The sequence below is a fragment of the Aeromonas sp. S12(2024) genome (assembly GCF_041402305.1).
Lineage (GTDB): Bacteria > Pseudomonadota > Gammaproteobacteria > Enterobacterales > Aeromonadaceae > Aeromonas > Aeromonas veronii.
The window spans coordinates 62,220-83,198 of sequence record NZ_JBGLRB010000004.1; the positions used below are offsets into that span (position 1 = coordinate 62,220).

Genomic DNA, 20,979 nt, shown 5'->3' on the forward strand with positions numbered 1-20,979 from the left:
GCTGATGTTTGGCATTCTCGATAGATATATCGGTAGGGTCATCTTTATGTCGATCCTGCTGTGTGAAATCACGCTGGTTGGTCTGGCGGGGCTCATCAAATATGTGGAGCAGCTCAAGTCGGTCGGTGACGGCAACTACGACATGATCAACGCCCTCTACTATGTGCTGCTCTCCATGCCCAAGGAGGCGGTGCTCTTCTTCCCGCTGGCCGCGCTGCTGGGTGGCCTGATTGGTCTGGGTCAGCTGGCGACCAGCTCCGAGCTGGTGGTGATGCAGGCGGCGGGTCGCTCCAAGATCAGTATTGTAATGGCGGCGCTCAAGACGGCGATCCCGCTGATGATCATGGTGGGGTTGATGGGGGAATATGTGGCCCCCATCGCCAAGCGGATGGCCGATGACATCAAGGCGGGCGCGCTGTCCGAAGGTCGTCTGACGGTTTCCGCCTACGGGGTGTGGGCTCGCGATGGCAACAACTTCGTCAATATCAACGGGGTGCGTAACGATGGCGCCCTCACCGGCATCACCCTCTATCGCTTCACCCCCGAGCGCAAGCTGATCGACGTGGTGCAGGCGCAGGAGGGGGTGTTCGAGCGCCACCACTGGCTGCTCAAGCAGACCCAGGTTACCCGCTTCGACGACCCGGCGCAGATCCGCAGCGAACAGCATGACAAGATGGAGTGGAGCTCGGAGCTGACTCCCAAGCAGCTGGGGGTGGTGAGTATCGACCCCGAGAACCTCTCGGTCTCCGGTCTGCTCGACTACATCGGCTATCTCGATGCCAACAAGCAGGATGCCGGTCGCTACAAGCTGGAGATGTGGCGCAAATTGCTGTCACCGCTCTCGGTGGTGGCGATGATCCTGCTGGCATCCTCCTTCATCTTCGGCCCGCTACGCTCGGTGAGCATGGGCGCGCGGATGCTGATGGGGATCATGACCGGCTTCGCCGTCTACGTGAGTGATCGGGTGTTTGGCCCCATCAGTCTGGTCTATGCGGTACCGCCCATTCTGGCGGCTATCGCGCCCAGCCTGCTGTTTGGCGGTATCTCCTTCTACATCCTCAGCCGCAAGCAGTAATCCGCACGAGGTTATGAGGAAATGCAAAGAGGGCACCTGTTGGTGCCCTCTTTCGTTGCTGCATTGATCCGGGATTACTTGTTTAGCAATTCCAGATTCTCCTGCTTGCTCAGCACGATCACTTCGCACTCGGCCCAGATATCCTGAAACGCCCGTGGGCGCTGGCGGTTGAACAGGCACATCAGGTTGCCCAGACCAAAGGCGGCAGTGGCGAGACGGATCAGCGCCTGGGTAACGCGGATGTGGCTGCCATCCTCGTTCTGAATGCGCAGCCGCCAGGCGCGCATGCCGACGGTCTGGCCAGCACGGGTCCAGAACCAGGTGTAGAAACCGCAGATGACGAAGGCGAGCCACAGGGTGTAGATCAGGCTCAGGTGGTGGCGGGTAAGCAACCAGACGGTATCTTCACCCGCCGGTACGCTGGCCATGCCGGTGACCAGCAACAGCTTGGCGACACCCATGCCGATAAAGCCGGCGATGATCAGCAGCGAAGTTACCACCAGCGCATCATAAATCAGAGCGCCGAGGCGACGCAGCAGACCTGCTGACGGGTATGGCTGAGTGGCAGGAGAGGGGGATTTTAGTTGGACTTTTTTAGGCTTGGCCATCGTTTTTATTCCATTAAGATGATGGCGGCATTCTATGTAACTGGCCCCGCATCGGCAAGGCGTTGAATAAATGAACAAACGGGAGTGTTCAATCGAAAAACACCTTGCATGGCATCGCGCCATTCGTATAATCCCTCGCAGTTGCCCGGGTGGCGAAATCGGTAGACGCAGCGGATTCAAAATCCGCCGGTGAATAACCGTGTCGGTTCGAGTCCGACCCCGGGCACCATCAAATTCATGACAAAAGGCCATCAGCAATGATGGCCTTTTGTTTTTTGGCGTTTCTGCGCTTTTAGGGCGTTACTGTTGAGCTGGCAGTGCTTCCCGTTACCTCTTGGTATCCCTTCTCTTTTCCCGCTCTCCGTTATTTCCTTTCCTTGATATAGCCGCTGACGGCATCACCGCCAGCGGCCTGTTTCTATTGCGGTTTTTTCCAAACCTTGCTGCATCAGAACATGGTTGCCGCACTATCCCAGCAGGGCAAACAGCAGGGTACCGAGGGTGCCTGCGAGCGTCAGCGCGATGATGGCTCTGGGTGTGCCGTGCAGCTTGGTCCACATAAACAGGCTGGTGAGGGCGAGCAGCAGCAGGGCCAGGGCGGCGATATCGCCAAACAGCTGCCAGCCGAGGCCGGTGCCCATGCCGCGGTGCAGCCGGTTGAGGCTGGCGGCAAAGTTGGCCAGTTGCAGGTCGGTACGTACCAGCAGGGTACCCTCAACATAGCTGGCAGCCACGCTCTGGCTGAGGGTAACGCCGCGCATTTCCCACTTGGCGGGCAGGGTGAGCGGGCCGTTCGGGGTGGGCAGGGTCTGGGCCGGGGTGATCATGGTTCGCCCGTCGGCAAAGGTATCGGGATAGCGCTGTTGCAACAGGCTTTTCAGCTGCTCCGGGCTGGCGAGCGGCGCCTCCAGCACTATCTCTTCACTCGATTTGTCGGTGTGGGGGCCGGGGATGGGCAACACGGCACGGTGTTGCAGCCAGAGGCCGGTGATGCCGTACATCAGCATCAGGGCGAGGGTAAAAAAACCGGCCCAGGCATGGAGGCGGCGTACCCATTTGTTGTTGTGAAGGGGAACTCTTCTGCGTTTCATCGTGGTTGCTTCATAAAAAACTGGCCAGCAAGGGCTGGCCAGTCGGGGTGGTTGTTACAGAGATCAGAAGCGGTAGGTACCGGTCAGACTCAGCTGACGGGGTGTACCCGGCATGATCTGGGTGGCACTGGTGGCGCTGACAAAGTACTCGTGATCGGTAAGGTTTTCGGCGCTCAGCTCGGCTTCCCACTGCTGCCAGCGATAACCGGCGCGCGCATCGAAGCGGGCGTAACCGGGCAGTGTGGTGGTGTTGGCGTTGTCGGCGAAGCGATCGCCCACCGCCGTTACGCCGGTTTCACCGAACCAGCCCTGCTCGCCACTCTTGTAGCCGAGGTAGAACTGGCCATTCTGGCGGGAGACGTTCATCGGGCGCTTGCCCTGCAGATCCGCATCCGCCTTGACCTGCTCCGCATCCTGAATGGCAAAGCCGCCACGCAGATAGATCTCGTCGGTCAGTTCGGCACGGGCGCTCAGCTCGATCCCTTCGGTGCGCTGCAGGCCGGTGAGGATTACCTTGGTGGGATCCAGCGGATCCTTGGTGCGCTTGTTGTACATCTCCAGTCGATAGAGGGAGAGGGTGGTCGCCAGCTTGCCGTTCAGCCAGTCACTCTTCACACCTCCTTCGTAGAGGCGGGTGTGCTGGGGTTCCAGCCCGTTATTCTTGTCACCCGGGGTGATGCCGATCAGCTCGCCGCCCACCGGAGTGAAGGTCTTGCTGTAGGAGGTGTAGAAGGCGTGATCCTCGAGGGGATTCCACACCAGGCCGAGGCGCGGGCTCAGGCTGTTGACCGAGACGCTCTCCTCCTTGTTGAGGTCGTAGCGGCGACTGGTGACGGTGAAGTCGTCACGGCGCAGTCCGCCAACCAGATGCCAGTCACCCAGGCTGAGCTGATCCTGCAGATAGAGGCCATTGCCGCGCACCTTGTGTTTGGCGTCGCTGGAGAGCTTCATGGCGCCATTGTAGGTAGGCAGTGAGCCCGGATCGTAGAGGTTGCCGGACGGGATGGCGGTGGCATTTTGGTAGAGCTTGGGTGTGCGCTCCTGCCAGTTCTGCTCGAAGCCGACCAGCAGGCGATGTTCCACCGGACCGGTCTGGAACAGACCTTCGGCCTCGGTGTTGCTGATCAGGTTCTTCGCTTTCAGATCCTGCTGCCAGCGGGAGCGGGTCACCTTATCCCCTTTGACGCTGGTGACATAGGTGTTGTCAAACTGGCTGTCGAGGGTGGAGTAACCTAGCTGTTGGCGCAGTTGCCATTGATCGTTGATATCCCAGGAGATGCGTGAACGGGTGGATTGCGCCACGTCATCGATGAAGTCGCGGCTGGTATCGCTGTAAACATACTCCCGCGGCACATCGGCTGGACGGCCATTGACACCGGGGATGCCGCGATCCGGGGTGCGGTCATGTTCGTTGCGCTCGTACTGCACCAGCCAGTTGAGGTTGTCGCTGATCTCCCAGTTGGCGGAAGGGGCCAGCAGAGTGCGCTTGCTCTTCACGCCGTTGCGGAAGCTATCTTTGTCCTCTTGCGCCATGTTGAGGCGCAGTTGCACCTGCTCACTCGCCTCACCATTGAGGTCGGCGGCCAGTCGCTGACTGTCAAAGCTGCCGACCCGGGCGGTGACGCTGGACTCCTGCCCTTTTTGCGGCTTTTTGCTGACCCGGTTGACGATGCCCCCCGTGCTACCGCGGCCGTAGAGCACGGCAGCCGGGCCCTTGAGCACTTCCACCCGCTCGATGTTGCCGAGATCCCGGGTGTACTGCATGTCGTCGCGGAACCCATCGAGATAGAAGTCGTTGCTGGCGCTGAAGCCGCGGATATTGACCCCGTCGAAGCGGGTATCACCGCTGGCATTGACCCCGGGAATGCCGCTCAGGGCTTCACTCAGCGTCGGTTGGCCGAAGGCGGTCAGCTCGCTGACCTTGACGCTGTCGATGGTCTGGGGAACCAGCTTGGCTGGCGTATTGGTACGGGTTGCGGTGGCAACTTCCTGATGCTGGGATCGTTTGCCAACCACTGTCATGGTTTCATCGGCGGCCTGGGCAGTGAAGCCTGTGCCCAGCAGTGCCAGCGAAACCAGCGTTCTGCGAAAGTGAGGGTGCTGCATATTCAATATTGACTCTTTGGATGTCGACCTGACGGCTCGAACATATTGATTTAATTATAATTAGCCTGACCCGCTTAAGCGGGATGCCAATGATATTGATTTTCATTTGTCTGGCAAGGTGAAAATGGAGAGGGGTATTGGAGGCGGGTTGTGCGGTCGGGGGAGCTCGGCTGAAAAGCAGAGCCATTGCAGCAAACCGCGAGAACGAAGAGAGGGAAAAAGGGCGTAGCGGAAGAGAAAGAGACGAAACGTGAAGAGGTATCCGGCCCGATAGGACGGGCCGGATATCGGACTCAGCGAGTACGCAGCAGTCGGCGGGCGAGGGGCAGGGCCGTCAGCAGGCGATAGGCCAGCAGAGACGCTCCCAGCAGCAGCGGCACTTTGGCGATCTCCCACAGGATGGATGCGCCCTGCGGGCCGAACACGAAGAGCCAGACCACCAGCATCATGTGCAGGCAGTAGATCCCGAGCACTTTGGGGGCCTGGCGCTCAAGCCAGCTGCCCTTGCCCCACTCGGGGTTGGCCAGCAGCAGGCCAAACAGACCGATAGCCCAGGGAAGAGAGCCGAGCAGGAAGTCGTGGCGGGTGAGCGGCACTGCGGCGAAGTGCTGCAGCGCCCAGGCTTCACAGCCATAGAGCGCCACGCCTGCCAGCAGAAATTGCCAGCCGGTGCGAGCATCTGGCTGCCACTGGCGCTGGCGCAGCAGGGCCCCGAGCGCCACAAACAGCAGGGAGAAGAAGGGGCCGTTACGGGTGAGCAGTGGCCACTCGGCGCCCAGCAGCGGCTTGGCATAGGAGCCCCCCAGCAGCGCCAGCAGGTAGAGGCCAAGACCCAGCCAGAGGGCGAGCGCTGGTCTGCCAAGCCGGTAGCAGAGTGCCAGCAGGGTCACCGCCATGATCAGGGCTGGCAGGAACCAGAGGTGGATCATGCCGCCCACCAGCCAGCCATTGAGGGGGTCGCCGAGCTGGAATTGCCACTGCCCGCTCAGGGAGGCCAGATAGCCTTGCTGCACGGCATCCAGCGGATTGAACGGCACCAGCAGGTAGACCAGACTCCACACCAGCCAGAGCATCAGCAAGGGGCGGCAGTAGCGCCAGGCCACGGTCAGCGGCGCTTCGCGGCTCAGTCTCGGCTGCAGAAAGTAACCGGCACAGAGGAAAAACAGCGGCACGGCAAAGCGGCATAACTGGTTGATGGTGCCGCTCAGCCAGAGCCAGGATCCACTTCCCCACAGGGCGGGATTGAAGGGATTGGCGAAGGGGGATACGTGAATGGTCATCACGGCCAGAATGGCCAGTACCCGCCCGCACTCGATACTGGAAATACGCATGGTGGCTCGTCGCTACAGGGGTTGTGATGGCACGCTAAAATTCTTGCCGAAAACTTACAACCAATTGATTCTATTAGTGTGAATCACGCTGTTGAGTAGTTACGTTTTGTAACGGGATGGCGGAAGGTGTTACCTGTAACGGGAGCAAGCTCCCGTTTTTGGGCGCGCTCATGTAGATAAAAAAGCGAGGCGGGCGCCTCGCTTGGTTGGGGATCTCGAGCTTACTGGTGAGTCAGCATGCTGCTCTGGTTGGCTGCCAGGGTGGTTCTGCCCGAGCTCTCCAGCCATGTTTTGATCCGCTTGGCATCGGCGACCCGATCGTTGGTGGTCTCGGCATTGAGCAGCACCATGATCACCGGCTCACGATTGACCTTGGTGCCCAGCACCAGACAGCGGCCCGCTTCGCGGATATAGCCGGTCTTGGAGAGGGTGAACTCCCATTGCCCTTCGCGGATCAGCCGGTTGGAGTTGAGGTAGTGCAGCTGACGCTTGTTGGTACGCACATAACTCTGCTCGTCGGTGGAGTACTGGCGGATCAGCGGATAGGAGGCCGCTGCGGCGGCGAGCTTGGCGAGATCCTGTGCGGTGGAGACATTGCGCGGGTTGAGCCCGGTGCTGTCGGCGTAGCGGGTATTCCACATCCCCAGCATGCGGGCCTTGGCATTCATCGCCTCGACGAAGGCACGCTGGCCGCCGGGATAGTGGCGGGCCAGCGCCGAGGCGGCGCGGTTTTCAGAGGACATCAGGGCGATATGGAGCATTTCGGCGCGGCTGAGCCTGGAGCCGATGGCCAGGCGCGAGCCGGTTCCCTTGATACGGTCGATGTCGGCATTGGTCACGGTGAGCATTTCGTTGAGGCGCAGGTTGGCATCCAGCACCACCAGCGCCGTCATCAGCTTGGTGAGTGAGGCGATGGGCATTACCCGGTTGCCGTTGCGCTCGGAGATCACCTCGCCGGTTCTGTGGTTGGCCACCACGAAGGCAGCCGAGCTGAGGTTGGGCACATCCCGTCGCTCGAGAAAGCCGCTGCTGCTCTTGCTGCTGGCGGAAAAGGGGTTGGCATGGGCACTGTCCATAGTGGCCGGCAGCATTACTGCGCCAAGCAACAGGGGAAGGAGGGAACGCATCATCATGATCAGCTCTACCGGACGAAATACAGGGATATCTCGCTAAGTTATATGTCGTGAACTGGCGCTTCACAATCATTCTCACCTTGATATTGATAATTTACGGCGTTGAGCGCGCTCTGACGGCGAGGAGAGCGTAAAAGAGGTCTCCATGGAGTCTTTTTTTGCATTGAAACTATGGGCTGGTCGTGATGGCGAGCGGAAGCCGGCGCTAAAAAAATCGGGACCAGAACGGTCCCGATTGGCATGGAGCATTGCCTGCCGTTTAGTGGGCATCTTCCTGCTTGATCTTGAAGCGCATGGCGATCACCACGAACAGCAGCGGGCCAATGATGGTCCAGACGCCGGTGGAGATATCGCCGGAGATAAAGGGGGCTACCACGGTAAAGACGTTGCCGAAGGCGACCAGGAGCAGGCTGATGATGGTAGCCAGCAGCACGGAACCCGCGCTCTTGAAGAAGATCAGGTCCTTGCCCAGCGCCGGGTTGTTGCGATAGCGATACCAGGCGTAGATGAGGAACATGTAGGGCAGGGTCATGCCGACGTTGGTCATGGTGATGATCAGCTCATAGAGGGCGGCGGCCCCTTCCGGGTTGATCAGGGTAAAGATGGACTTGGCGGCAATGAACAGACAGACCACCCAGGCTTGCACCTTGAGGGCTTCAATCCGCACGCCATTCTCGTTCTCGCGTTGGAAACGCTCCGGCCAGAAGTAACTCGGGGTGCCGGTGATGAACTGGCGCAGTGGCGCGTAGGAGAGGGCGATAAAGGCACCCAGATAGCTCAGGAACATGCCAAGGCCTGCAAAGCGCATGAATACCTGTCCCAGCCACTCGCCACCGAGATGGCGCCCCAGCTCCAGCATGATGATGAAGAGGGCGGAGAGAGAGGTGATCCCCTCGGCCGGGAAGTCGCTCCAGCGCATGATGGAGCCGACCGCCAGAAAGCCGATGATGTAGCAGAGCACGATGAAGGCGCCGGAGAGGAAGATGCCGCGCTTGAGGTCACGCTCGGGATCTTCCAGCTCGTCAGCCACCCCGGCCATCGCCTCGACCCCGCCGTAGGCGAAGATGGCGAACACCATAAAGCCGAGGAAGGGGATGATGTCGTTGAAAGCGGCATTGGGAGAGGCCGTCAGCGATGCCTGGGTGAAGGGCTCCTGCAGAGTCATACCGCTCACCGCGAAGGTGAAGACGCCGCCGACCAGCAGCAACACGTTGAGTGCCACCACGGAGAGACCGCCGATGGCCGCCACTTTGGCGAAGCGGGCGCTACCCAGGGTGATGAGCTTGGTGACGGTGGCAACCAGCGCGATGGCGACCACGCCCAGAATAAAGGGGCCGAAGTCGATGCCGGTGCCCAGGGTGACCGGGATGACGGTGATGTCACGGCCAAACAGCATGAAGGAGAGGGGCACCCACATGGAGAGCGCCTTGCCAAACATCCAGATGACGTAGGAGGCGAACCACATGGTCAGACCGATAAAGGCGAATCGGGTCGAGACCGAGTGGCGCATCCAGGTAAAGATACCGCCCGCCTCTTTGCGAAAGCCGGTACCAAACTCAATCATCATCAAAATGAACGGGATGAAGAAAAACAGACCGCCGATCACGAACATCGGAATGGCGGCATATCCCATTCGGTAAAAACCGATCCCGATATTAGTGACGCCAAATACCGATGTTAATATCATCAATATAAAGGCGCCCAACTTCAGCTTTTTTGCTGACATATTAAAAACTCCCTGATGGTGCTGGATTTAAAATAATCAAAAATTAAACAGACGAAACCGGACCCATTAATAACGCGGTAGCGCCATGCCATCCTGCTGTGGCGTGCGCGATCGGGTCATCTCTGACCGGGCTGGCTTACCCGTCAGGCGGTCAATGAATGTATGGGCGGAGCTGCATGGTCTGTGCCATGCGCGGTATTGGTCAGCGTTGCCGAAAATTAACTGTGAACGATTTTATCATTAATGCTGCTGGGCAGGTAAGTTTCCCGAATGAAGCTGTGTTTGAAATAAACAGACCTGCCAGTTAATTGATACGTTGCGGATGTAAACATTTACGCTCGGGCTGACACTTATGTCCATTATTGGTATTCGGCATATTTGGCGGAGTGAATTACGCCATCCTGCCTGATAAATCCGCACCAATGGCGACAGCGCTTATCCTCCCAGCCGGGTCAGCAGCACGCCGCCAGTGATAATGGCCGCTGCCGTCAGCCGCATGCGCCCGAGCGGCTCTTTCAGCAGCCAGACCGAGAGCAGCATGGCAAACAGCACACTGCTTTCGCGCAGAGCCGCGACCACGCCAATGGGGGCTTGGGTCATGGCCCAGATAACAATTCCGTAGGCGAGCAGTGACATGGCACCTCCGGTAGCGCCAACCAGTGCATATTGACGGATCTGGCGCCATGCGTTGCGTTTCTGGTGGACGATCAGCACCAGCAGCATCGCCAGCCCGGTGCAGGCAAAGAGCCAGAGGGTGTAGCGTACCGGTTCACCTCCTGCGCGGGCGCCGGCTCCATCCGAGAGGGTATAGGTCGCCGTGAACATGGCCGTGATCAGTGCCGCCCGAACCGCTTTGCTGTCAAGGCGTTGCTGCCCGCCTCGCCAGGCCATCAGCAAGACACCCATGATCAGCACGCAGGCGCCGATGATGCCGCCGTAACCGGGGTAGTCCCCCAGCAGCAGGGCACTTAACGCCATGGCGAGCAGTGGGGCACTGCCACGGGCCAGCGGATAGATCTGGCCAAAATCGCCCTGATTGTAGGCATGGCTGAGAAACAGGCAGTAACCGATATGGAGCAGGACTGAGAGGCCGAGCCAGGGCAGCTCGGCAGCAGAGGGAAGCCCCATGGGCAGCAGCGCCACGGCGGCGATAAGCCCTGAGAAGATCGCCACCAGTGACACGCCCACCAGCCGCTCTTCGCCAATTTTGACCAGCGCATTCCAGCTGGCGTGAAGCAGGGCTGCCAGCAGAACGGCAAAAAAGACGGTGGTGCTCATGGGAAGGGGCTCTCGGGCGATGGGGGTCAACAGCATACCCGCCCGGAGCCTGATTGGCCGAGATCTTTATCAAGGCTTCGGCTTTTCGGGGCTCGCCTCCTGCGTGGTAGCGTTACCCAGCTGCCCCAGCACCAGTTTGGGATGGGGGTCGGTCTGCAGCGGAATATCCTGCAACTCTGTTCCCTGCTGATGGCGGTGGATGATCCCGGCGGCCATCTTGCCCAGCGCCTCGTAGCTGCTGATGGTGCCAACGCTGCAGCCGTGTTCGACGAACAGCTCGGCACTGCAGATGGTAGGGATGGCGGCTGCGTTGAGTGCATTCAGCAGGCGGGGGGCGATGGAGAGCAGATAGCTGTCTGCGGCCAGAAAGACGATGTCGTTTTTGGCGTCCTGTTGCAGCCGCTTCAGTTCGTTGCCCAGCCGCCGTGGGTCAGGGGCCATTCGCCAGGTGACCATCTGCCACTGGTAGCGTTTCGCTTCATTGAGCAGCATATCGGCCACCAGCAGGGTGTTCTGCTCACGGGGGTTGAAGGGTAGCAGCAGCCGTTTTCCGGTGGCCAGGTGCTCGCTGGCGTTGGCCAGTTGCAGCGCCATCGGCACCATGTTGCTTACCCCGGCCACCATGCTGTTCTGGGCTTTGTCTTCCGAGAGGATGTCTGCCCCGACAGGATCGGAAACCACATTGAAAATCAGTGGCTTGCGGTTGGCCACCAGACTCTTGGTCATGGTGGTGGCGGTGGTGCCAAAAGTGTAGATGTAGTCGTATTCGGCCAGTTTCGGCAGCATCTGCTGGCGCAGCATGGTTGCCAGCGCCGTACGATCCTGATCGGCGTTATAGGTGGTGATGGTGGCCTGATAGCCAAGACGGGTCAGCTCTGCCCGAAAGCCCGCTTCGGCTGCGGTTTCACCGCGCCACAGCACCATGGCGATAGAGAGGGCGTGAGCGGGAAGAGCCAGCAGCAACAGCAGGACGAAAGGCAGCCTGACCATGATCATCTCTCCGGCGATACATCTACTGTTGAGCCTAGGCCACTTTCTCCGGTCGTGAGCGACGCTCAGCAAAAAGCGCGATGGCAAGCCATCGCGCTTTTGGGATCCGCAAAACCTCGATTAGAAGTCGTAGCGGGCAGCCAGCTGGAAGTCATCCTTGACGTTGAGCTTGCCGCTCTCCTTGCTGTCCAGATTGTTGATGCGGTACTCGCCAATCACCCGCAGGTTCTTGTTGAATTTGTACTGGGCACCCAGGGTGTAGTAATCCACGTTGTCTTTCTTGATACCAGCCTTGTCCTGCTCCTGTTTGTTCCACAGGGCCATCAGACCGAAGCCGTTCTCGAAGTTGTAGCCCAGCGCGGCTTCCCAACCGGTGTGATCGGTGCCGGTCGCCAGGAAGTCGCTGCCATCGGCATAGCTCAGGGCGGCGTAGGCAGCCTTGTTGTCGAACTTGGCAGAGATCAGCCACAGCTTGGCATCTTCTTCACCGCTCTTGTCGCGGATACCGACGTTGTAAGCGGTACCCAGTGACAGGTTGAACGGGAAGGTATAGGCCACGGCAGCACCGTAGGCGGCGTCGCTATCCTTGCTGGTGGTCTCTTCGGTGTCACCACCGTCGAACTTGTAGCTGGTGTCGAGCTGGAAGCCATTGAACAGGCCGGAGTATTTCAGCACGGAACCGGCGCGGTTGGTGGCGAAGGTGTCGGTCTTGGCGCCCAGCGCTTCGTTGCCGTAGCCGTCGGAGAGGGAGACATCAGTCCAGTCGGCCAGGAAGCCCGGGGCCCCTTTCTGGCGACCGAAGGTCACGGTGCCCCAGTCAGCGCCGACACCGGCAAACGCCAGACGGGTGCGCAGGTTGTCGGAGTTCTCGCTGATGGTCTTCTCGCTGTCATTGATATACATCTGTACTTCGTACTGAGCCAGAGCCTTCAGGCCACTCTGGATCTGGGTCTCGGCCTTGGCGCCGAAACGGACAAACTGGTTGGCACCCTGCTTGTCGCTATATTCGCTTTTCGGTTTGCCGCTGGCATCCAGTTCCTTCTTGTCACCAAAGAAGTGGCCAGCGTAGATACGGCCATAGAGATCCAGCATGGAGGTGTCATTTTTGTACACTTCAACGGCTTGAGCCTGGAAGGCTGCGGTGAGAGCCAGTGCCACTACAGTCAGCTTTTTCATCTTAATCCCTTGTGGTGTTGCAAGCTTTTGTTTTGAAAACGGGGTCATGCTAGGCAGCGGGGATGACAGCGGGGTGACAGTTGGATGAAGAGTCGATGGCAATTGGGTTGCAATTGGATGAATTGGCTACATTCTTGCTCGCAGCGGCTACTTTTGTGCGCAAAGGTTTGCCCTTGTGGTAGAATGCCGCCCGTTTTCGAGCTCCATAGGTTGGATATGCGATGAGACGTGAACTGGCAATCGAGTTTTCCCGAGTGACGGAAGCGGCTGCACTGGCTGGCTACAAGTGGCTCGGACGTGGTGACAAGAATATCGCTGATGGGGCGGCCGTAGCGGCCATGCGCCACATTCTCAACCAGATCGAGATCGATGGTGAGATTGTGATCGGCGAAGGTGAAATTGATGAAGCGCCGATGCTCTATATCGGCGAGAAGGTCGGTACCGGACACGGCGACGCGGTGGATATCGCGGTCGATCCCATCGAGGGTACCCGCATGACCGCCATGGGTCAGGCCAACGCGCTGGCCGTGCTGGCGGTGGGCGACAAGGGTTCTTTCCTGAAAGCGCCTGACATGTACATGGAAAAGCTGATCGTCGGGCCCAAGGCTAAAGGCGCTATCGACCTGGATCAGGCTCTCGAGCTGAACCTGAAGTCCGTGGCCAAGGCGCTGGGCAAGCCGCTCTCCCGTCTGACCGTCATTACCCTGGCCAAGCCGCGTCATGACAAGGCAATCAAGGAGATGCAGGGTCTGGGCGTGCGGGTGTTCGCCATTCCTGATGGTGACGTTGCCGCCTCCATCCTCACCTGTCTGCCGGACAGCGAAGTCGACATGCTGTATGGCATCGGCGGCGCACCGGAAGGGGTGATCTCCGCGGCGGTGATCCGCGCGCTGGATGGCGACATGCAGGCCCGTCTGGTGCCGCGTCACCGCGTCAAGGGCGACAGCCCGGAAGTGCGTGCGCTGGGCGAGCAGGAAATTGCCCGCTGCGAAGCGCTGGGCATCGATGTCAACAAGGTGCTCAAGCTGGAAGACATGGCGAAGAATGACAACGTCATCTTCTCCGCCACCGGCATCACCAAGGGTGATCTGCTGGATGGCATCACCAGCGATGGCGTGATGGCGACCACCGAGACTCTGTTGATCCGTGGCAAGTCGCGCACCATTCGCCGTATCAAGTCGATCCATTACCTTGAGCGCAAAGACAGCGTGGTACGCGATATCATCCTGTGATGATGGCTCGCTGAACCGGCTGTGTTGTCTGAAGCCCGATCGCCCGTGCGGTCGGGCTTTTTGTTGTGTGCCAGCTACGTTTGTGCCGCCGCTTCGGCTATGGTGGCTCAGACCATCCCAAAGGAGTGGAGTCTATGGAGTGTCGTAGCGGCTGCGCTGCCTGTTGCATCGCCCCCAGTATCAGCAGTGCCATTCCCGGTATGCCAGATGGCAAACCGGCTGGCGTCCCCTGTATCCAGCTCGATAGCGCCCTTGGCTGCAAGATCTTCGGTCAACCGGAGCGGCCGGCGGTGTGCGGCGGTTTTCGCCCCATGATGGATGTGTGCGGCAGCCATCGCGCCGAGGCCATCTGGCTGATCGGCGAGCTGGAGCGGCTCACCACCTGACGAGGGCAGGGCGAAGAGATAAAAAAGAGGCCGCATGATGCGGCCTCTCGCGTTTCTGTTCGCAGGGGATCAGACTCCCGCCAGTTCCAGTGCCTGACGATAGTACTCGTTGGCCTTGTTGGTGAGGCGGCGTTTGTCCATCAGCTGGCCGAGGGCGTGGTAGGCGGCGGCGCTCGGCGCCCGCTCCACCTCCTGCTCCAGCAGCTTCTGGGCATCGTCCAGCTGACCTGCCAGCAGATAGAGCTGGGCCAGTGCGGTGTCCACATCCGGTTGCCCCTGCTGTTTTTGCAGCAGCGCCAGCAGCGGCTGGTAGCTGTCGAGTTTCAGCTTGGGCAGACGAGCCAGCAACTGGGGTATCGGCTGTTTGCGCAGCGCCTCCTGCCACAGGGTGGCAGCCTCGCTGTCAGTACCCAGCTGGCGCAGCAGATCGCCGTAGCAGGCCAGCAGTTCTGGCTCGAGGCGCAGCTTGCGCGGCAGATCCTGCCACACCGCCTTGAGGGTCTCGAGGCTGCCGGCAGCCTGTTGCAGACGACCACACCAGGCCTGTTGCAGCAGATCTTCTTCCTGTTTCGGGGTCAGCTTGCCCACCTTGTGCAGTGTCGGGATCAGGTCGCACAGGGCGCTCCAGTCCTGACGGGCCAGATGTACCTGACGCAGCTGATCCAGCACCATGGGGTGACGCGGGTTGAGGGCGTAGACCGACTCCAGCATCGCCAGCGCGGTATCGTACTGGCCCTGCTCGATCTGCAACTGGGTCTGGGTCAGGGTGAGCGCCAGCTCGGCTTTGGGATTCTCCTCCTGCGCTTTTTGCAGGTATTGATCCCGGCGGGCGTCGTCACCACGGGCCTGTGCCGCCTTGGCGGCGCTCAGGTAGTTGAGCAGCGGGGTGTCGCTGTTGCTGGCCCCCTTGATCATCAGCTTTTCAGCCTGACTGTAGTGCCCTTCGGCCATTGCCAGGGTGGCGGCGACGGTCTGTTGATTGGCCTTGCGGCGGCGGCGCGAGCCGTACCAGCCGAGGGTCTTGCGGCGCAGGCCGAATACCCGACCCAGCAGCCACTCGACGATCAGCAGGGCGCCGTAGAACAGCACTGCCAGGATCACCGCGCTGGTGACGGAGGATTCGATGGTGTAATTGCCAAGGGCAATCAGCACATAGCCCTTGTTGCCGGAGGCTTGCGGGCCAAAGATCAGCCCTGCGACCATCACGGCAACCAGAATGATTATACGGATCATGGTGCCCTCCTCAGCTGCTGGCCAGAATGCGTTGCAGGCGTTCGGTCAGCACCTGCTCCAGCATGGCCTGGGTCTTGAACTGGGCCGGATAGTCGATCTGGATCTGCTCACCCTTGAGCTTGTCGATCTCGCCCTGCATGTAGCGGGTGGCGCTGTTGTCGGTGTCGAAATACTGGGTCAGCCAGCGTTGGGCCTTGTCCAGGCTGTCTTCGTAGAGCGCCTGCTGCTCGCGATAGACGGAGAGCTGGGCCTGCAACAGCTTGGTTTTGAGGTTTTCACGCAGGAAGATCTCCTGCTGCGGCGAGAGCAGCGCCTCGACCGCGCCATCGCGGCGACGGATGGTGACGAAGTTCTCGGTGAACTTGACCCAGTTCTTCTTCAGGTTGCTCTCCCACTCGTCGGGATTGGTGCTGACCGCCTGATCCGGCTCGGCCTTGGCTTCCGGCATGCTGACGGTGGAGAGGGGCAGCAGCTCGATCTGGTCGGACAGTGCAGCCAGCTTGAGGGTCAGCCCCTCGCGGTCGATGCGCGGCATCCCCTTGAGCTTGGCGATATCCTCGGCCAGCGCCTTGCGGATCGGCATCAGGCTGGGGTCGTTGAGGGCAGCAATCCGCTCATCGGCATTGCCGAGCAGGGTGATGGCGGAGACGAGGTCATGCTCCAGCCACAGCTTGCGGCCCGCCATCCGTACCAGATACTCGGATTCGGCCAGCATCCAGTCGTTGGGGCGCTTGTCATTCAGGTCCAGTACCCGGTTCTGCAGACCCTGCATCTCCCCCTGCAGCCGCTGCTGGGTTTGATCCAGCGCGGCCAGCTGCTCGGCATCCTTGCTGCTGGTCTGGTCGATCTTGCTCAGGGCGCTCGCCAGCTGTTGCTTGAGCTGGGCCAGTTCGGCCTGCTGGGCAACGGCATTCTTGTGACCGTGCAGATAGAGACCGCCGGTCAGGCCAAGGGCCAGCAGGATGGCGACCCCTCCCAGTACGGCACCGGAGCGGCTCTTGTTGCCATTGACCGCAGCGGTCGGCTGGGGCTTTACCTGGGATTCTTGTTGTTCTGTCATTCCATCTTCCTCAGTTCCAGTGCGGCCGTCAGGGCCTGGTTGGATGCACCTTGGGCAATCGTGATATGGATAAAGCCCGCGGAGTGGGCCATCTCGGCCACGCGCGGGCTGGGGACCACCAGCAGGCGGTCAAAAAGCCAGGGCCGCTGGTGGTCGGGAACCAGCTCCAGCAGCCGTTGCAGCAGTTCACCACTGGTAATGAGCAGGCTGTCCAGCCCCGCTGCCTGCCAGTGGTGGGTCAATCTGTCCCCGTCAAGCTCGGGGTAGTGGCGCTCATAGGCCGCACAATAGTGCACCAGAGCACCGCGTGATGCCAGTGTGCTGGCGATGAGATCCCGCCCGCCATTGCCGCGCAGGATCAGTACCCGTTTGCCTGCTACCTGCTGCAGGGCGGGCAGGGCCAGCAGCCCTTCGCTACGCGGGTCATCCGGGCAACTTGCCGTGATGCCGATGGCTGCAAACGCATCTGCGCTGGCCTGACCCACCGCAAAGTACTCAATATGTGGCCAGGTCTGACCAGTTTGCAACAGAAAATCGTGTGCAAAATGAACGGCATGAATGCTGACGGCGATAACCGCGTCAGCACTGCGCAGCAGGTCGGGCAGGAGAGGGAGTTCAGTGCCCGCCACGGTTTCCAGCAGCGGGCAGCAGAGTGGTGCATGGCCGTGCTGGCGCAGCAACTGCACCAGCTCGGCGGCCTGAATGGCCGGACGCACCACCAGCGGGGTCATGCGCGGTAGACCTCGGCCAGGATCTCGTCGGCACCGGCGGCCAGCAGGCGCTGGGCCAGTTGCTCGCCGAGGGCCTCACCGTCGGTCAGCGGACCGCGGATCTCGTCACGGATCACCTGGGTGCCATCCGGGCTACCCACCAGACCACGCAGCCAGATCTGCTCGCCGTCGACCAGTGCGTAGGCTCCGATAGGCACCTGACATCCCCCTTGCAGGGCGCGGTTCATGGCGCGTTCGGTCAGCACCCGGGCGCGGGTCTCGGCGTGTTCCAGCGGCGCCAGCAGAGCGTGTAGCTCAACATCGTCGAGGCGGCATTCGATGCCGACAGCCCCCTGACCGTTGGCCGGCAGGCTCTGCTCCGGCTCGATAAAGGCGGTGATGCGGTGCGCCATCTCCAGTCGTTTCAGACCGGCGGCGGCGAGGATAATGGCGTCGTACTCACCGGCATCCAGCTTGGCGAGGCGAGTGTTGACGTTGCCACGCAGGTCGCGGATCACCAGATCCGGGCGGGCGGCGCGCAGCTGGCACTGGCGGCGCAGGCTGGAGGTGCCGACCACGGCCCCTTGCGGCAGTTCGGCAATGGCCTTGAAACGGTTGGAGACGAAGGCATCGCGGGGATCTTCCCGCTCGCAGATGGTGTGCAGGCCGAGCCCCTCGGGGAACTCCACCGGCACATCTTTCATGGAGTGAACGGCGATATCGGCCCGCCCTTCCAGCATGGCGGTCTCCAGCTCCTTGACGAACAACCCCTTGCCACCGACCTTGGCCAGCGGGGTATCGAGGATCTTGTCACCCTGAGTGCTCATGGGCACCAGTTCGACCTGCAACTGCGGGTGCAGGGCTTCGAGCCGGTCTTTGACAAAGTTGGCCTGCCACAGGGCCAGCGGGCTCTTGCGAGTGGCAATTTTCAGGGTTCGGGCTGCCATATCAATCAGTTGTTTCATTTTTAGAAGGAAATCGATATTACCACCCTTTGCCCGGGCTTTCATGGCGGAGCCGGCAAAAGCGGGGCCAAGCTCAAAAATGCATGCTGAAAATGATTTTCATTAAGCAAGTAGTGTTGATTAATTCATTGAATGTATTGGAATTTAATGATTTCCCATGATACTTGATGTGGTCATACCAGAAATAATCTGACGTTTAGCTGAAGGCTTGTTTACCACCGCTGTTTGCATTGTTAACATGATCACACTTTTTTGACGTATCCCCCTTTTGGTGCGTCATTTTCACTTAGGTGATAGGCAGGGCATTGCAGGAACACATCGATACGCTGGTTGCGCGTTATGACGACATTACCCGTCTCAAGACGCAACGGGCGTTAGGCCTCATGAGTCGCTATGGGCAGCAGGTATTCCAACTGCTGCCTGTCATGCTGCACTTCAATCATCCCCTGCTGCCCGGTTATGTCTCCGGTGATGTCCCTCATGGCATCTGGAGCTTCAGCGCCACCGCCGAGCAGCAAGCCTTTATCGATGACCTCTGTCGCAACGCCAACTGCCAGAGTGGTCTGGCCACCCATGATCGAGCCATTCAGGGGCTCTACTCCATGGGCAGCACCTCCTCCATCGGTCAATGCTGTCACTCCGATCTCGATATCTGGGTCTGCCACGTGGCCGGTTTGTCGCAGGAGCGGCTCGATCTGCTGGAGCTGAAATGCCAGCAACTCTCCAAGTGGGCCGAACAGCGCGGGGTCGATCTCAACTTCTTCCTTATTCCGGAAGACAAGTTCCGCCAGACCAACGATGCCCAGATGCAGGGGGAGAGCTGCGGCAGTGCCCAGCACCTGCTGCTGCTCGACGAGTTCTACCGCAGTGCCATGCGTATCGCGGGCAAACGCTTGATCTGGTATCTGGTGCCCACCGAGTGTGATGATCACTACGATGCGTATGTGAACGAGCTGTTCGAGAGTGGCAAGCTCAATCAGGACGACTGGCTCGATCTCGGCAGTTTTGACCGTATTCCGGCCGAAGAGTATTTCGGCTCCGCCCTGTGGCAGCTCTACAAGGGGATCGACTCCCCCTACAAGGCGGTGCTCAAGTCGGTGCTGATGGAGGCCTACTCCCACGAGTATCCCAACACCCGCCTGCTGTCGATGATTGGTCGCGACTGGTTCCAGCACAACGAGGGGATGCACTACCGGCTCGACAACTACTGTCTGATGCTGGACAAGGTGACCAACTACCTCAAGTCCATCGGCGACATGGCGCGGCTCGATCTGGTGCGCCGCTGCTTCTACCTCAAGGTGTGCGACGGTCTCAGCCATCCCAAGGATGATCACTACCCCGAATGGCGTCGCGAGCAGATGAGCCAGCTGGTCTCCTACTGGGGCTGGAGTCAGGACAAACTTTATCAACTCGATCATCGCCATGAGTGGAAGATCGAAGAGGTGAAGATCGCTCACGCCGAGCTGCTGGAAGCCCTGATGCAGAGCTACCGCAACCTGATCCAGTTCGCCCGCCGCAACAACATCAGCGAGTCGATCAACCCGGAAGATATCGGCATTCTGTCGCGCAAACTCTACGCCGCGTTCGAGAGCCTGCCGGGCAAGGTGCAGCGGGTGAACCTCAAGATAGCGCCAGATCTGAGCGAGCCGGATCTCAGCTTCGTGCAGGTGCCGCATGGTCGCCTCAACCGCGCCGGCTGGTATCTCTACAAACATTCGCTGGAGCCGGTGGACATCATTGGCCGCGCGCCGCTGGAGTTCAACGGCTACATCAGCAAGCTGGTCTCCTGGGCCTACTTCAACGATCTGCTGACGCCCCAGTCGCGGGTGCACCTGTTCAATCAGGGCTCGGATCTGCACATCGACAATCTGCACCAGTTCTGCCGCGATCTCTCCGGCTGCTTCCCCGAGAAGTACCCGCTGGCCACCAACCTGGCCCTCAGTCGGCCGTGCGAGATCCGTCAGCTCTCCATCTTCCTCAATCTGGAGATGGATCCGACCAGTCACTGGGTCGGTCAGGTAATCGAATTTGACGCCAATACCGTGGATGTCTTCTCGTTCGGCCGCAATCAGGAGTGTCTGGTGGGATCTGTGGATCTGGTCTACCGCAACTCCTGGAGCGAGATCCGCACCCTGCACTTCCAGGGGGATGAAGCCGTGGTCGATGCCCTCACCACCATCCTCGGCAAGATGCATCAGGATGCTGCCGCCCCCGAGATGATCGAGGTGTTCTGCTACAGCCAGCACTTCCGTTCTCTGGTGCGCTCCCGCTTCCAGACCCTGGTGGCGGAGTGTATCGACCTGCGCCTGGCCCGCGACAAACAGCAGCTGGTCAAGACCATGGCCCTTGGCCGCGAGAAGTACGGCATCTTCTTCGAGCGGCGCGGGGTGTCGGTGAAGAAGCTGGAAAACGCCATCGATTTTTACCGTCACATCTCCCACAACAAGCTGGATCACCTGCCGCTGCGGCTCGACAAGACCCACAGCCAGCATCTGCCGAGCATCGTCGATGCCTACGCCAGCGAAGGATTGGTGCAGTTCTTCTTCGATACCCGGGATGCGGGCACCAACATCTATATCCTCGATGAGGCGAACCGGGTGGAGATCTACCAGCACTTTGCTGGAAACAAGGATGAGCTGGTGGCGGGGGTCAACCGCTTCTACACCTCCAATCACGAGCGGTTCAGCGATGATGGGCAGTTCATCAACTTCAACCTGCCCCAGTACTACGAGATAGTACAGGTGAATGGCGAGCTGGATGTGATCCCCTATCGCAGTCAGGGCACTCTGCGCGAACAGGTGTCGCCCACCCGGGAAGTGGGCTGACCCGCCAGTTGGAATCGCCATAAAAAACGGCCTGCAGATGCAGGCCGTTTGCTT

17 protein-coding genes and 1 tRNA gene are annotated in these 20,979 nt (G+C 60.1%); 5 read left to right on the forward strand and 13 right to left on the reverse strand.

The window, feature by feature from the left end:
- Nucleotides 1-4 precede the first annotated feature (4 nt).
- Nucleotides 5-1,075, forward strand: a complete 1,071-nt coding sequence (gene lptG, locus ACB035_RS05350) for an LPS export ABC transporter permease LptG (RefSeq protein WP_005355217.1) — start codon at nt 5-7, stop codon at nt 1,073-1,075.
- Nucleotides 1,076-1,149: 74 nt separating this feature from the next.
- Here lptG and ACB035_RS05355 read toward each other — a convergent pair whose 3' ends face one another.
- A complete protein-coding gene (locus tag ACB035_RS05355; RefSeq protein WP_162511651.1) occupies nt 1,150-1,683 on the reverse strand; it encodes an RDD family protein in 534 nt (177 codons plus the stop codon).
- 143 nt (nt 1,684-1,826) lie between these two features.
- Here ACB035_RS05355 and ACB035_RS05360 point away from each other — a divergent pair.
- A tRNA-Leu gene (locus ACB035_RS05360) sits at nt 1,827-1,912 on the forward strand.
- 238 nt (nt 1,913-2,150) lie between these two features.
- Here the strand turns inward: ACB035_RS05360 and ACB035_RS05365 are convergent.
- The 8 genes from ACB035_RS05365 to ACB035_RS05400 form a co-directional block, all read right to left on the reverse strand.
- Nucleotides 2,151-2,816 carry a PepSY-associated TM helix domain-containing protein gene (locus ACB035_RS05365; RefSeq protein ID WP_323670611.1) on the reverse strand — a complete coding sequence of 222 codons (666 nt, stop codon included), beginning with the start codon at nt 2,814-2,816 and terminating at the stop codon, nt 2,151-2,153.
- A gap of 21 nt (nt 2,817-2,837) precedes the next feature.
- Nucleotides 2,838-4,880, reverse strand: coding sequence for a TonB-dependent receptor (locus ACB035_RS05370; RefSeq protein ID WP_371166855.1), 2,043 nt, complete (start codon nt 4,878-4,880; stop codon nt 2,838-2,840).
- Nucleotides 4,881-5,173: 293 nt separating this feature from the next.
- Nucleotides 5,174-6,211, reverse strand: coding sequence for an acyltransferase (locus tag ACB035_RS05375; protein WP_115521635.1), 1,038 nt, complete (start codon nt 6,209-6,211; stop codon nt 5,174-5,176).
- A 221-nt stretch (nt 6,212-6,432) separates the two neighbouring features.
- Entirely contained in the window at nt 6,433-7,344 is a 912-nt protein-coding gene (gene pbpG, locus ACB035_RS05380; protein WP_005336410.1) for a D-alanyl-D-alanine endopeptidase, read from the reverse strand.
- A gap of 259 nt (nt 7,345-7,603) precedes the next feature.
- Nucleotides 7,604-9,070 (reverse strand): glutamate/gamma-aminobutyrate family transporter YjeM, encoded by a 1,467-nt coding sequence (gene yjeM / locus ACB035_RS05385; RefSeq protein WP_371166856.1) that lies wholly within the window; start codon nt 9,068-9,070, stop codon nt 7,604-7,606.
- 435 nt (nt 9,071-9,505) lie between these two features.
- The gene (locus ACB035_RS05390; protein ID WP_371166857.1) at nt 9,506-10,384 is read right to left on the reverse strand and encodes an EamA family transporter; all 879 of its coding nucleotides are present in this window, start codon (nt 10,382-10,384) and stop codon (nt 9,506-9,508) included.
- A gap of 33 nt (nt 10,385-10,417) precedes the next feature.
- Nucleotides 10,418-11,338 carry an ABC transporter substrate-binding protein gene (locus tag ACB035_RS05395; protein WP_371166858.1) on the reverse strand — a complete coding sequence of 307 codons (921 nt, stop codon included), beginning with the start codon at nt 11,336-11,338 and terminating at the stop codon, nt 10,418-10,420.
- A gap of 120 nt (nt 11,339-11,458) precedes the next feature.
- On the reverse strand, nt 11,459-12,514 hold the full coding sequence (locus ACB035_RS05400; RefSeq protein WP_019444867.1) for a porin: 1,056 nt from the start codon (nt 12,512-12,514) through the stop codon (nt 11,459-11,461).
- 221 nt (nt 12,515-12,735) lie between these two features.
- Here ACB035_RS05400 and glpX point away from each other — a divergent pair, with 221 nt between their 5' ends.
- Entirely contained in the window at nt 12,736-13,746 is a 1,011-nt protein-coding gene (gene glpX / locus ACB035_RS05405; protein WP_005336386.1) for a class II fructose-bisphosphatase, read from the forward strand.
- Nucleotides 13,747-13,880: 134 nt separating this feature from the next.
- The gene (locus ACB035_RS05410) at nt 13,881-14,132 is read left to right on the forward strand and encodes a YkgJ family cysteine cluster protein (RefSeq protein ID WP_005336384.1); all 252 of its coding nucleotides are present in this window, start codon (nt 13,881-13,883) and stop codon (nt 14,130-14,132) included.
- Nucleotides 14,133-14,201: 69 nt separating this feature from the next.
- Here the strand turns inward: ACB035_RS05410 and ACB035_RS05415 are convergent, their stop codons facing one another.
- From ACB035_RS05415 to hemC, 4 genes are read right to left on the reverse strand one after another with little or no spacing between them, the layout of a single operon-like run.
- Complete coding sequence (locus ACB035_RS05415) at nt 14,202-15,365, reverse strand: heme biosynthesis HemY N-terminal domain-containing protein (protein WP_371166859.1); 1,164 nt, start codon at nt 15,363-15,365, stop codon at nt 14,202-14,204.
- A 10-nt stretch (nt 15,366-15,375) separates the two neighbouring features.
- Complete coding sequence (locus ACB035_RS05420; protein ID WP_064339218.1) at nt 15,376-16,425, reverse strand: uroporphyrinogen-III C-methyltransferase; 1,050 nt, start codon at nt 16,423-16,425, stop codon at nt 15,376-15,378.
- On the reverse strand, nt 16,422-17,156 hold the full coding sequence (locus ACB035_RS05425) for a uroporphyrinogen-III synthase (RefSeq protein ID WP_371166860.1): 735 nt from the start codon (nt 17,154-17,156) through the stop codon (nt 16,422-16,424). Before ACB035_RS05425 ends, ACB035_RS05420 begins: the two co-directional genes overlap by 4 nt.
- Nucleotides 17,153-18,082, reverse strand: coding sequence for a hydroxymethylbilane synthase (hemC, locus tag ACB035_RS05430; protein WP_371166924.1), 930 nt, complete (start codon nt 18,080-18,082; stop codon nt 17,153-17,155). Before hemC ends, ACB035_RS05425 begins: the two co-directional genes overlap by 4 nt.
- A 323-nt stretch (nt 18,083-18,405) precedes the next feature.
- On the opposite strand from hemC, the gene ACB035_RS05435 reads away from it, so the two are divergent.
- Complete coding sequence (locus ACB035_RS05435; RefSeq protein ID WP_371166861.1) at nt 18,406-20,925, forward strand: class I adenylate cyclase; 2,520 nt, start codon at nt 18,406-18,408, stop codon at nt 20,923-20,925.
- The last annotated feature ends 54 nt before the right edge of the window (nt 20,926-20,979 follow it).

Coding starts and splice junctions, on each gene's coding strand:
- hemC (WP_371166924.1), bottom strand. CDS start 18,082: ATGGCAGCCCGAACCCTGAAAATTGCCACTCGCAAGAGCCCGCTGGCC.
- lptG (WP_005355217.1), top strand. CDS start 5: ATGTTTGGCATTCTCGATAGATATATCGGTAGGGTCATCTTTATGTCG.
- ACB035_RS05375 (WP_115521635.1), bottom strand. CDS start 6,211: ATGCGTATTTCCAGTATCGAGTGCGGGCGGGTACTGGCCATTCTGGCC.
- ACB035_RS05390 (WP_371166857.1), bottom strand. CDS start 10,384: ATGCTGTTGACCCCCATCGCCCGAGAGCCCCTTCCCATGAGCACCACC.
- pbpG (WP_005336410.1), bottom strand. CDS start 7,344: ATGATGATGCGTTCCCTCCTTCCCCTGTTGCTTGGCGCAGTAATGCTG.
- ACB035_RS05415 (WP_371166859.1), bottom strand. CDS start 15,365: ATGATCCGTATAATCATTCTGGTTGCCGTGATGGTCGCAGGGCTGATC.
- ACB035_RS05400 (WP_019444867.1), bottom strand. CDS start 12,514: ATGAAAAAGCTGACTGTAGTGGCACTGGCTCTCACCGCAGCCTTCCAG.
- ACB035_RS05425 (WP_371166860.1), bottom strand. CDS start 17,156: ATGACCCCGCTGGTGGTGCGTCCGGCCATTCAGGCCGCCGAGCTGGTG.
- ACB035_RS05370 (WP_371166855.1), bottom strand. CDS start 4,880: ATGCAGCACCCTCACTTTCGCAGAACGCTGGTTTCGCTGGCACTGCTG.
- ACB035_RS05395 (WP_371166858.1), bottom strand. CDS start 11,338: ATGGTCAGGCTGCCTTTCGTCCTGCTGTTGCTGCTGGCTCTTCCCGCT.
- yjeM (WP_371166856.1), bottom strand. CDS start 9,070: ATGTCAGCAAAAAAGCTGAAGTTGGGCGCCTTTATATTGATGATATTA.
- ACB035_RS05410 (WP_005336384.1), top strand. CDS start 13,881: ATGGAGTGTCGTAGCGGCTGCGCTGCCTGTTGCATCGCCCCCAGTATC.
- glpX (WP_005336386.1), top strand. CDS start 12,736: ATGAGACGTGAACTGGCAATCGAGTTTTCCCGAGTGACGGAAGCGGCT.
- ACB035_RS05355 (WP_162511651.1), bottom strand. CDS start 1,683: ATGGCCAAGCCTAAAAAAGTCCAACTAAAATCCCCCTCTCCTGCCACT.
- ACB035_RS05420 (WP_064339218.1), bottom strand. CDS start 16,425: ATGACAGAACAACAAGAATCCCAGGTAAAGCCCCAGCCGACCGCTGCG.